We start from the raw sequence: 11,408 nt of genomic DNA, 5'->3' as shown, positions 1-11,408 counted from the left end.
CTTTGGTTGGCCGCAACCAACCAACTTTTTAGCCCTGCGCCTCATTCGGTCGCGGGGCTTTTTTTTGCTTTTTCAGAAGACAATGTGAGCCCGTTGCCATAGCAGGGATCAGGGTCGGTTTTGAGCCCGGGGTTGATCATCGCCTTGAAGTACTGGAGCAGCGGTTGCATGGGAACACTCTTCGAGCCATCTCCAGCAAGCGTAGTCACTGCTTCAGGGCTTCGACGGGTTTCAATGTCGACGTGACTTGTAGGCAAAATCGCCGGCATCGGACTGAGTCAGGGTTTGACTCACACGCCCACCTGACCGAAGCTGACAGCTTTGCAAAAGCTGCCAGCCCCGGATTCCTGCATGCCCCAGTCCCGCCGCTACTTGCTCATCAGCCTCTGTGTCCTGTTCGCCATCGCTCTTGCCTGGTTTTTCCTGCGCAGCACGACGCCCGTGGTGCCGGAAGCCATCAAGCGCGGCTATAGCGAAGCGTTGACCCAGGCACGTGCCGGGCAACCGGGGGCCGCACGGGTGCTCTACCAGCAGCTGGGTCGCCCTGACCTGTCGCCCAAGCGCCGTGTCTGGCTGCATGCCGAACTGCCGAACTACCCGAGCCCGCAGGCCTTGAAACTGGCGGATGCAGACCTGCAAAACCCGTCGGCCGACGTGCGCATCGCCGCCATCAAAAGCATTGGCGGACTGGTGCCGAGTGGGCAGCGCAGTTTGCTGATCGGACCATTACTCGACGACAGCGAACAAAGCGTCCGGTCTGCCGCGATCAACGCGCTGCTGGGTTTATCGCCGGATGACCTGGGCTTGTATTTCGGGCCGTTGCAGCAAGCCATCGATGCCTGGGAACGGGACCTGAAAAGTCTCCCGGAAAGCGCCGAAACCCAATACCAGTTGGCCCGTCTGCACTTGCACAATGCCGAACTGAAAGATGCGCAGCAGGCGCTGGAACGCACGCTGCAACTGGAGCCGGGCAATCTGCCTGCGTTGGTGATGCAGATTGAAGTGCTGGATAAACAAGGCCAAAGCGACGCAGCCCGGCAATTGCTGGCGAAACAGTTGAAGGCTCAACCCGACTCCGCCTACCTGCAACATGCCCTGGGGCTTTGGTTGCTGCATCACGGGCAAAGTGAATTTGCCCTGCTTGGGCTGTCCAAAGCGGTCGAGATCGAGCCGAACAACAAGGATTACCGCTACGACCTGGCGACTACGTTGCACGGCGAGCAAGAGTTGGAAGCGGCGCAGAAACAGTTGCAGGAAATCGTCCAGCGCCATCCGGCGGATCGCAAGGCGCGTGTGCTGCTCATCAACTACTGGAAAGAAAGCGGACAATTGCAGAACGTGCAGATCCTTCTGGCGCAGCTGGAACAACTCAATCCAGACGATCCGGCGTTGCAGCAGGGTTTATAACGCCACTGATATCACACCGGCAAAAAGGTTGAACCGTCGCCACGGCAAAAGGTCAAGTGATCAGGCAGTCCATTCAGGCACTTCAAGCCTGCTGCCTCGCTTCCCCTAGTCATGAGAGGGTTTTTTTGTCTACATCTAACGAGTTGTTCAGTGCAAAAGCCGCCACCGGCATCGACGGTCTGGATGACATCCTGGCCGGTGGATTGTCCCGCGGCCATGTGTTCTTGCTGGAGGGTGAACCCGGAACCGGCAAAACCACCGTCGCTTTGCATTTTCTGTTGGCCGGCGCCCGTGCCGGCGAGCGCTCGTTGTACATCACGCTTTCAGAAACCGAGCGCGAACTGCGCCAAGGGGCGTTGTCCCACGGTTGGGAGCTGGATGAAAACATCCACATCTTCGAACTGACACCACCAGAAAGTCTGCTCAATGCCGAGCATCAGCAAAGCCTCCTGTATTCCTCGGACCTCGAGCTGGGCGAAGCAACCAAGCAGATTTTCGAAGTGGTCGAACGGGTCAAGCCGACCCGAGTGGTCCTCGACAGCCTTTCCGAAATCCGTTTGCTCGCCCAGAGTTCCCTGCGATATCGCCGGCAGATCCTGGCGATCAAGCACTACTTCGTGCGCTACGACGCGACCGTGCTGCTGCTCGATGACCTGACCACCGAATCCCTCGATAAAACCGTGCACAGCGTGGCGCACGGGGTGGTTCGCCTGGAAGAACTGACGCCGAACTACGGCGCCGAACGCCGGCGCATACGTGTCGTGAAGTATCGCGGTCAAAAGTACCGTGGCGGTTTCCATGACTTCACCATCATGGGCGACGGTGTGCACGTGTTCCCTCGTCTGGTCGCCGCTGAACACCGCGGCGGTTATATCCGCCAGCAGTTGACCAGCGGCATCAAGGAAATGGACGCCCTGCTCGGCGGGGGCATCGAGACCGGTTCGAGCACGCTGATTCTCGGCCCGGCCGGTACCGGCAAGTCGCTGATCTCGATGATCTTCGCCGCCGCGGCCGTCGCCCGGGGTGAGAAAGCCGCGCTGTTTATCTTCGATGAAGAGCTGGGACTGCTGTTCGAGCGCATGAAAAACATGGGCATCGACCTGCAGGCGCTGCAAGACACCGGCAACCTGCTGATCGAGCAAGTCGACGCCGCCGAACTGTCCCCCGGCGAGTTCTCGCACCGGGTTCGTCGTTGCGTCGATGAGCGCAACATCAAAACGGTGGTGATCGACAGCATCAACGGCTATCAGGCCGCGATGCCCGAGGAAAACGCGCTGGTGCTACACATGCACGAGTTGCTGCTGTACCTCAATCGCCGAGGCGCCGCGACGTTCATGACAGTGGCCCAACATGGGCTGGTCGGGGACATGCAGGCCCCGGTCGACATTACTTATCTGGCTGACACGGTGATTCTGTTGCGCTACTTCGAAGCGGTAGGCAAGGTTCGCCGGGCCATTTCAATTATCAAGAAACGCACCGGCAGCCACGAATCGACCATTCGCGAATACCGCATCGGCAGCGCAGGCATGACCATCGGCGAGCCTTTGGATGCATTCCAGGGTGTATTGCGCGGCGTTCCAACCTATCTGGGTGCCAGCCAGCCACTGCTCAAGGATGATGAACGGTGAGCGTTGTCGAGGCGATGTCCGAGCGCGCGCTTATTCTCGCGCCGCTGGGACGTGACAGCCAGATTGCACTGATGATGCTTAACGAGGCGGGATTCGAAGGTCTTGTGACACGGGATCTGGTCACGCTGTGCAGCGAGCTGGCACAAGGTGCCGGCCTGTTGTTGATTTCTTCGGAAGCCTTGCTGGGTTGCGACCTCGAACCGCTGCTGGGCTTGATCGAGGAACAACCGGCCTGGTCAGACCTGCCGATCGTACTGTTGACCCACCACGGCGGGCCGGAACAAAACCCCGCGTCACGTCTCGGACCACAATTGGGCAACGTGACCTTCCTCGAGCGCCCGTTTCATCCGGTGACATTGATCAGCCTGGTCACTACCGCATTGCGTGGGCGACGACGGCAGTATGAAGCCAGGGACCGGTTGATTGACCTGAGCCAAAGCGAACTGCGTCTGCAAAATACGCTGGAAACCCTCGAACAACAGGTCGAGGAACGTACCGCCCAACTGCGTCATAACGAAGAAGCCCTCAGACAGTCGCAGAAAATGGAGGCTGTCGGCCAACTCACCGGTGGTATCGCCCACGACTTCAACAACATGTTGACCGGCATCATCGGCAGCCTCGAGTTGCTACGTCGACGCCTGGCCCGAGGTCGCACCGATGACCTGGACGGCCTGATCGATCTGGGGGTGACCTCGGCCAATCGCGCGGCCGGTCTTACCCATCGTCTGCTGGCGTTTTCCCGACGCCAGTCGCTGGATTCAAAACCCGTGAAAATGAATACCCTGGTGGTGTCCATGGGCGAGCTCCTGCAGCGCAGCATCAACGAAAGCATTCAGCTGGACATGCAGTTGAGCGAGGACTTGTGGGTGGCCGAGGCCGACCCCAACCAACTCGAAAGCGCCCTCCTCAACCTGGTGCTGAACGCCCGCGACGCCATGCCCGAAGGCGGGAAACTGGTGGTCAACACCTCGAATCAGCATCTGGACAAAGGTTTCACGCAGGTTCACAGCAACCTGCAACCGGGTGATTACGTCGTGCTGCGCGTGACCGACACTGGCTGCGGCATGCCGGAAGGCACCATCACCAGAGCCTTTGATCCGTTCTTCACGACCAAACCGATCGGCCAGGGCACCGGTTTGGGCTTGTCGATGATTTACGGTTTCAGCAAGCAATCCCACGGCCACGTCACCATCGAGAGTGAAGTGGGCAACGGTACGACGGTGAGCCTGTATCTTCCGCGCTACAACGGTGCGCTAGTCGAGGACACGCTGATCGACATCGCACACGCGCCTCATGCTCAGGACGGAGAAACCGTGCTGATCGTCGAGGATGATCCGGCGGTACGGGTGTTGGTCAGCGCGGTACTGAGTGAGTTGGGCTACGCCTTCGTCGAAGCAGGCGATGCCGACAGCGCGGTGCCGATTCTCGATTCCGGCCAGCGTATCGATTTGTTGATCAGCGATGTGGGATTGCCAGGGATGAATGGCCGGCAACTGGCGGAAATCGGTCGGCAGTACCGGCCTGATCTGAAAGTGTTGTTCATTACCGGCTATGCCGAACACGCAGCGGTGCGCGGTGGATTCCTTGACCCTGGCATGCAGATGATCACCAAACCGTTCACCTTCGACCTGTTGACGGCCAAGGTGCGGGAGATGATCCGAATCTGAAAGCCCCCATGACGGGGGCTTCGGGGCTGTTTACGACAGCATGTCCTGCATCAGCTCTTGCAACACGTTCAGATCGAATGGCTTGCCGAGGATCGGCGCCTTGCGCGTGATCGGACTGTCGGTCTCGCGGATCTCCTGCGGATAACCGCTGATAAATATCACTTTGAGCTCTGGTCGCAGCTTTACGGCAGGCTCGGCGATCTGCACGCCGGAGATGCCGCCAGGCAGGCGAAAATCAGTGATCATCATGTCCAGGTGCGGCTTGCTCGCCAATATTTCGAAGGCCTGCTCGCCGTTTTCGGCCTGCAGCACCCGGTAACCCTCACCCGACAAGTAAGCGGACAATACCATCAGAATCGAGGGGTCATCCTCGACAATGAGTACTACATCTTGTGCATCTTCACTCATGGGAAGCCTTTGTTCGGTCAATAGCTGCTGATACGACCATGGGGTCGATCAGAGGTTGCGTTTATCCGGCTGTTTTCCTACAACGGCAGACAAACGCGAAATAAGGCGCCCTCGTTGATCTTGCTCTCGACGGCGATGGAGCCGCCATGGGCGGCGACGATCTGCTCGGAAATAAACAGCCCCAGTCCCAGCCCCGCGACCACGGTTTTGGCTGACACCCGTTCGAACTGTTGAAAAATGCGCTTCTGGTTTTCTTCACTGATACCGATCCCGCGGTCCTGCACTTCGACCCGTGCCTGACCCTCGTGACTGTAGACCCTGACATCAATCAGGCTCTTGCCACCATAACGCAAGGCGTTGGTCAGCAGATTTGAAATCACTTGTTCGATACGAAATTCGTCCCAATTGCCGACCACTGGCTGCTCGGCGGTAAACGCAACGGAACACTCGGCGGCGTCAACTTGCGGCGCGAAGTTTTGCAGCAGGTTGCTGACCAACTGCACGAGGTCAAATCTGGTCGAGCGGATCGACAACTTGCCGGTGCGGATGCGTGACACATCCAACATGTCTTCAATGAGACGGATCAGGCTTTTGATCTGCCGCTCGTCACGGTCGACCATGGCGTGCATCTTGTCGAGGGTGAACGCCGACGCGTTGTCCCGGGCCAGGTGCATCTTGCGCAGCTGGGTTTCGAGGATCAGGCCATTGAGCGGCGTGCGGACTTCGTGGGCGACGATCGACATGAAGTCATCGCGCATGCGCACCGCTTGCTCCAGTTCATTCTGGGTGGTCTGCAACTGCTTGAGCAGCGCTTCCTGCTCGCGGCGAGCCTGCTCCAGCTCTTCAACCTGTTGCTTCATCGCCTTGCTTTGGCGGTAGAGGTCGACGAAGACGTTGACCTTGCTTTTGACGGCGTGAATATCCAGTGGCTTGTGCAGGAAGTCCACGGCCCCGCTTTCGTAACCCTTGAACGCGTAGTTCAGCTCGCGGCCTGCGGCACTGACAAACACGATCGGGATGTTCTTGGTCTTCTCTGTACCGCGCATCAACTCGGCCAGTTCAAAGCCGTTCATGCCCGGCATCTGTACGTCGAGAATGGCCATGGCGAATTCGTGTTGCAGCAGCAACGACAAGGCTTCGTCGGCGGACAAGGCTTTGTAGACCATGCGGTCTTCACGCTTGATCAGCGCCTCAAGTGCCAGCAGGTTCTCCGGCAGATCGTCGACAATCAGCAATTTGGCTTGGATGTTACTTAGCATGCTATTCGTTCCAGCTCGACAAGCAGACGGCCGATGCCGCGTATTGGGAGAATGTGGTCAGGGCAGTGCAAATCCAGCGCCGCCCGAGGCATGGTCGCGACCTGGGCTTCGTCCGGGTCCTGCACGATGGTCAGGCCGCCACGACGTTTGACCCGCGCCAATCCGTGTGCGCCATCACGGTTCGCGCCAGTCAGCAGCACGGCCGCCAGGCCTGGGCCATAGACATCGGCCGCCGACTCGAACAGAAAATCAATGGAAGGCCGCGAGTAATGCACGCGATCCTCAAGGCTCAGGGAAAAACTGCGGTCCTGCTCCACTGACAAGTGATAGCCCGGAGTGGCGAAATACAACGTTCCGGCTGCCACATCAATTTTGTCGCCAGCTTCCTCGACAGGCATGGAGACCCGGCGGGCAAAGACTTCGGCCAGTTGGCTGCGGCGCTCGTCGGGCAGGTGCAGGACTACGATGATCGGCAGCATGAAACCTTTACGCAACGGACTGAGAATGTTGAGCAATGCCTCCACCCCACCGGCCGAAGCGCCGATCACGATAGCTTCTATCGAAGGCAAATCCGCTGCATTGTTCATGATTTACGGTAAATCCGTTCTTGTTTGACCAAGGGCGAAAACTGGTTGCCGAAGGCGGAAAAATCCGGAGTTTCCTTACTGCCCAGCACCAGGAATCCCCGGTGACAAAGGGATTCATGGAACAAACCGAACGCGCGATCCTGAAGCTTTTTGTTGAAATAAATCAAAACATTACGGCACGAAATCAATTGCGTTTCTGAAAAGACGCTGTCCGTCGCCAGGCTGTGATCGGCGAACGTCACGTTCTCACACAACGTCTTGTCGAAAATCGCGTAGCCATACGCCGCCGTATAGTAGTCGGCGAACGAACGCTGGCCACCGGCCTGCTGGTAGTTGTGAGTGTAGGCGCGGACATTCTCCATGGAGAAAATCCCCTGTTTGGCCTTCTCCAGCGAGCGCGGATTGATATCGGTGGCGTAGATGATCGTGCGATCGAGCAAGCCTTCTTCGCGCAGCAGAATTGCCATCGAATAGACTTCTTCACCCGTGCTGCAACCTGCGATCCAGATCTTGATCGACGGATAGGTCTTGAGCAGTGGCACGACTTCCTTGCGGATCGCGAGGAAATGCGAAGGATCGCGAAACATTTCGCTGACCGGGATCGTCAGCAATTGCAGCAACTGCATGAACGCGGTCGGATCGTGCAGCACCTTTTCTTGCAGGGCCGAAATGGTATTGCACTCGAATTGCGCCAACGCATGATTGACCCGGCGCTTGATCGAAGCGCCGGAATAATCGCGAAAGTCGTAGCTGTACTTGAGGTAGATCGCCTCGATCAACAACCGCAATTCGATCTCGCTGTTACGCGCCACTGTTTCAATGCGTTCCACTAAATGCGTTCCATCTTCGGTAACCACACGCGAATCAGCGAAAACAGGCGATCCAGGTCAATGGGCTTGGCCAGGTAATCGTTGGAGCCGGCTTGCAGGCAGCGCTCCTGATCGTCCTTCATGGCCTTGGCCGTCACCGCAATGATGGGCAGCTTGCGCCAGCGCGGGTCCTTGCGGATCTCGATGGTGGCTTCGAAACCGTCCATCTCCGGCATCATCACGTCCATCAACACCAGATCGATGTCCTCGACTTCATTCAGTTTTTCAATCGCCTCACGACCGTTCCGGCCGATGACCACGACTGCACCCTTTTGCTCCAAAGCGCTGGTCAGGGCGAAGATGTTGCGTACATCGTCGTCCACCAGCAGCACTTTGCGGCCTTCGAAGACCTTGTCGCGGCTGCGCGCGGTCTTGAGCATCCGTTGGCGTTCATGGGACAACCTGGATTCGACTTTGTGCAGAAAGAGTGTGACCTCATCCAGCAAACGCTCGGGTGAGCGAGCGCCTTTGATGATGATCGAGCGCGAGTACTTGCGCAGGTCAGCCTCTTCGTCCCGGGTCAGGTTGCGTCCGGTGTAAACGATGACCGGCGGGAACGAGCAGATATCTTCGGTGGACATGCGCTTGAGCAGATCGTTGCCGAGCATGTCCGGCAGCTTCAGGTCGATGATCATGCAATCGAAAATGGTCGTGCGCAGCAGGTCGAGCGCTTCCTGGGCGAAGCCGACGGCGGTGATTTCAATGTCCTCGTCGCCGATCAGGCGAGCAATGCTGTCGCGTTGCAAATCATCGTCTTCGACCAGCAGCACCCGTTTGACCTTCTGGGTCAGCTTGGCCTCGAGGCGGGCAAACACGTCCTTGAGTTCTTCGCGAGTGGTCGGCTTGACCGCATAACCGATCGCGCCCATGTGCATGGCCGCCTCGACCCGATCTTCCACCGAAATCACATGCACCGGAATGTGGCGGGTTTCGGCATGTTCTTTCAGACGCTGCAATACGGTCAGCCCGGAATGGTCCGGCAGGCGCATGTCCAGCAAAATGGCGTCGGGAATGAACTCCTTGGCCAGGTCGTAGCCTTCATCGGCCCCGTGAGCGACCAGGCACTGGTAACCCAGTTCGTGGGCCAGATCGTAGAGAATGTTTGCAAAATTCGGCTCATCTTCCACCACCAGGATGCAACGGGTGGTGAATGGCGCCTTGCTGCGGTCATCATCGAAACGTGGAATGTCGACTTCGGCAATCAGCGGCACCAGCGCGGGCGTTGTCACCCTAGGTTTTGCGGCGACCGGGGTAGCCTGCATCGGCGCGAGGGGCGCATCACCCGGTTCTACGTATTGCTGCGGCAGCACGAGGGTGAACACACTGCCCTGCCCCGGCTCGCTGGTGACGCTGATCGAACCGCCCAGCAACGCCGCCAGATCGCGGGAAATCGACAGGCCTAGCCCCGTGCCGCCATAACGGCGATTGGTGGTGCCGTCGGCCTGGCGGAAGGCTTCGAAAATGCTGTCCTGCTGGTCGGCGGCGATGCCGATCCCGGAATCGCGGACGATAAAGGCGATGCCGTCGTTCGGCTGGGACGCCACCGTGAGGCTGACGATGCCTTTTTCGGTAAATTTCACCGCGTTCGACAGCAGATTCTTAACGACTTGCTCCAGACGCTGGCGGTCGGTGAACAGCATCATCGGCGAACCGGGCTGCACGTCGACCTCGAACTCCAGCTTCTTGTCAGCGGCCATCGGCTCGAACATTCCGCGCAGTCCGTCCACCAGACGCGCAACGCTGGTGTTCTCGGGGCGCATTTCCAGCTTGCCGGCCTCGACCTTGGAAATATCGAGAATGTCATTGATCAGATTGAGCAAGTCATTGCCGGCGGAGTAGATCGACTCGGCGAACTTCACCTGCTCGGCGCTGAGATTTTCCTGAGGGTTTTCCGCCAGCAACTTGGCCAGGATCAGCGAACTGTTCAACGGCGTGCGCAGTTCGTGGGACATGTTGGCGAGGAACTCGGACTTGTACTTGCTCGATCGCTGCAATTCTTCGGCGCGCTCTTCAAGCTGGGCCTGGGCCTGGTTGAGCTCGGTGTTCTTCAAGTCCATCGCATCACGCTGATCGGCCAGGATCTGTGCCTGATCGGCGAGTTGTTCGTTGGTCTGCTCCAACTCGACTTGCTGGGTTTCCAGGTGAGCCTGGGACTCCTTGAGAATCCGCGATTGCTCTTCGAGCTCTTCGTTGGCGGTCTTGAGTTCTTCTTGCTGAACTTGCAGCTCTTCGTTGAGCTGCTGGGTTTCGGCCAGCACTTCCTGCAAACGCTGACGGTAGCGAGCGGCCTCGATTGACGTGCCGATGTTGCCGGCGATCAGCTCGAGCAATTCGACGTCGCGGTCGTCCAAGGGGCGCAGGAAACCCAACTCGATCACGCCATTAACCCGATCATCGTCGCTGGTGGGCACCACGAGCACGCTACGCGGCAGGCCTTCGCCCAGACCGGAGCTGACTTTGAAATAGTCGCTTGGCACGTCATCGAGACGGATCAGGCGAGCCTGTTGCGCCACCTGGCCGGCAATCCCTTCATCGCTGTAGATCTGCTGGTCGCGCTCTTCCTGCTCGCGAGAAAAACCGTAGGACGCTATTCGTCTGAGGCCGCCATGTTCTTCGCGCACATAAATAGCAGCGACCGCAGTGCCCAGATATTGCGCGCAGAACTGCAGGATGTTGCGCCCCAACAGATTCAGGGACAGTTGCCCCAGCACCTGCTCGGCCAGTTCGGTCTGGCCGTTGCGCAGCCACGCTTGCTGTTCCAGGCGCCGGGCGCTGGCCTGTTGTGCGGCGAGGTTGGCGCTATAGCTTTGGGACAGGTTGAGCAAATCGCGACGACCGATATAGGCCAGCAAACCGCTGATGCCGAGGATGAACAGCAGGTAAAGGGAGATGCTCCAGATCGTGGTGCGGCGCACTTCCTCGTTGCGCGTGGTGCGCAACTGCTGCTCCATGTCGATCACGTCTTCGAATTGCTTGCGGATTTCGTCGGTCAGCCGTTTGCCCTGCCCAGCTTTGACAGCACCGCGATAATCACCGTTGGTGCGCTGCAACTCGATCATGGATTGCGCATAGTTGGCCCACTCAACCTGCAAGGCCTGGAGTCGGCGCAGACGATCGGTCTGAACCGGATTGTCGGCCGTGAGCTCGAGCAAAGTATTGAGCGCGACCGCGATTCTCGGCTTGGCCGTTTCGTAAGGGTCGAGAAAATGCTCATCGCCGCTGAGCAGAAAGCCGCGCATCCCCGTTTCCAGATCAACGGTCAGTTTCACCGCCTCATTGGCGTTATTGATCACCCGGTCAGTGTGCTCGACCCACTGGATTACCGACAGCAGGTAAGTGATCAGCGAGACAAAGAACACCGCGCTGAGCACACCAACGCCCAACGGCAGACTGATGTTGCGGCTCAGGAGTTTACGGAATCGTTGCTCATCAACCGAAGACGCAGGGGTCATGGGGAGGCCTTGTCGAACTGTTCAAAACCAGGGAGTTTGCCCCAAAACGGGCACATTGATCCAACTTTCTGCGGCCGATCCGGGCAAATACCCGCATTTAGCTGCGATCGATCTAAGGAGCGGTTATCCTG

The 11,408-nt window shown here is 58.4% G+C and carries 9 protein-coding genes; 3 read left to right on the top strand and 6 right to left on the bottom strand.

The window, feature by feature from the left end; translation table 11 throughout:
• Positions 1-41: 41 nt before the first annotated feature.
• Positions 42-170 carry a hypothetical protein gene (locus AB4N91_RS11640; protein ID WP_256577972.1) on the bottom strand — a complete coding sequence of 43 codons (129 nt, stop codon included), beginning with the start codon at positions 168-170 and terminating at the stop codon, positions 42-44.
• A 181-nt stretch (positions 171-351) separates the two neighbouring features.
• On the opposite strand from AB4N91_RS11640, the gene AB4N91_RS11635 reads away from it, so the two are divergent.
• The 3 genes from AB4N91_RS11635 (at position 352) to AB4N91_RS11625 (ending at position 4,702) form a co-directional block, all read left to right on the top strand.
• Positions 352-1,407 carry a tetratricopeptide repeat protein gene (locus tag AB4N91_RS11635; RefSeq protein WP_010460438.1) on the top strand — a complete coding sequence of 352 codons (1,056 nt, stop codon included), beginning with the start codon at positions 352-354 and terminating at the stop codon, positions 1,405-1,407.
• 125 nt (positions 1,408-1,532) lie between these two features.
• On the top strand, positions 1,533-3,035 hold the full coding sequence (locus AB4N91_RS11630; protein WP_010460440.1) for an ATPase domain-containing protein: 1,503 nt from the start codon (positions 1,533-1,535) through the stop codon (positions 3,033-3,035).
• Positions 3,036-3,049: 14 nt separating this feature from the next.
• A complete protein-coding gene (locus AB4N91_RS11625; protein ID WP_154505554.1) occupies positions 3,050-4,702 on the top strand; it encodes an ATP-binding protein in 1,653 nt (550 codons plus the stop codon).
• Between the two features lie 30 nt (positions 4,703-4,732).
• Here the strand turns inward: AB4N91_RS11625 and AB4N91_RS11620 are convergent, their stop codons facing one another.
• From AB4N91_RS11620 to AB4N91_RS11600, 5 genes are all read right to left on the bottom strand, one after another.
• Positions 4,733-5,110, bottom strand: a complete 378-nt coding sequence (locus tag AB4N91_RS11620; RefSeq protein ID WP_145307628.1) for a response regulator — start codon at positions 5,108-5,110, stop codon at positions 4,733-4,735.
• 77 nt (positions 5,111-5,187) lie between these two features.
• A complete protein-coding gene (locus AB4N91_RS11615; RefSeq protein ID WP_010460446.1) occupies positions 5,188-6,369 on the bottom strand; it encodes a hybrid sensor histidine kinase/response regulator in 1,182 nt (393 codons plus the stop codon).
• The gene (locus AB4N91_RS11610; RefSeq protein ID WP_145307630.1) at positions 6,363-6,956 is read right to left on the bottom strand and encodes a chemotaxis protein CheB; all 594 of its coding nucleotides are present in this window, start codon (positions 6,954-6,956) and stop codon (positions 6,363-6,365) included. Before AB4N91_RS11610 ends, AB4N91_RS11615 begins: the two co-directional genes overlap by 7 nt.
• Positions 6,953-7,786: a CheR family methyltransferase gene (locus AB4N91_RS11605; RefSeq protein ID WP_010460449.1), complete on the bottom strand. Its 834-nt coding sequence runs from the start codon at positions 7,784-7,786 to the stop codon at positions 6,953-6,955. The genes AB4N91_RS11610 and AB4N91_RS11605 overlap by 4 nt, the downstream gene beginning before the upstream one ends.
• Positions 7,786-11,277 (bottom strand): response regulator, encoded by a 3,492-nt coding sequence (locus AB4N91_RS11600; RefSeq protein WP_010460451.1) that lies wholly within the window; start codon positions 11,275-11,277, stop codon positions 7,786-7,788. The genes AB4N91_RS11605 and AB4N91_RS11600 overlap by 1 nt, the downstream gene beginning before the upstream one ends.
• Positions 11,278-11,408 lie beyond the last annotated feature (131 nt).

Source organism: Pseudomonas sp. H3_D04 (assembly GCF_054669175.1).
This window is presented reverse-complemented; position numbering and strand designations above follow the sequence as displayed.

Coding starts and splice junctions, on each gene's coding strand:
- AB4N91_RS11640 (WP_256577972.1), bottom strand. CDS start 170: ATGCAACCGCTGCTCCAGTACTTCAAGGCGATGATCAACCCCGGGCTC.
- AB4N91_RS11635 (WP_010460438.1), top strand. CDS start 352: ATGCCCCAGTCCCGCCGCTACTTGCTCATCAGCCTCTGTGTCCTGTTC.
- AB4N91_RS11625 (WP_154505554.1), top strand. CDS start 3,050: ATGTCCGAGCGCGCGCTTATTCTCGCGCCGCTGGGACGTGACAGCCAG.
- AB4N91_RS11620 (WP_145307628.1), bottom strand. CDS start 5,110: ATGAGTGAAGATGCACAAGATGTAGTACTCATTGTCGAGGATGACCCC.
- AB4N91_RS11615 (WP_010460446.1), bottom strand. CDS start 6,369: ATGCTAAGTAACATCCAAGCCAAATTGCTGATTGTCGACGATCTGCCG.
- AB4N91_RS11610 (WP_145307630.1), bottom strand. CDS start 6,956: ATGAACAATGCAGCGGATTTGCCTTCGATAGAAGCTATCGTGATCGGC.
- AB4N91_RS11600 (WP_010460451.1), bottom strand. CDS start 11,277: ATGACCCCTGCGTCTTCGGTTGATGAGCAACGATTCCGTAAACTCCTG.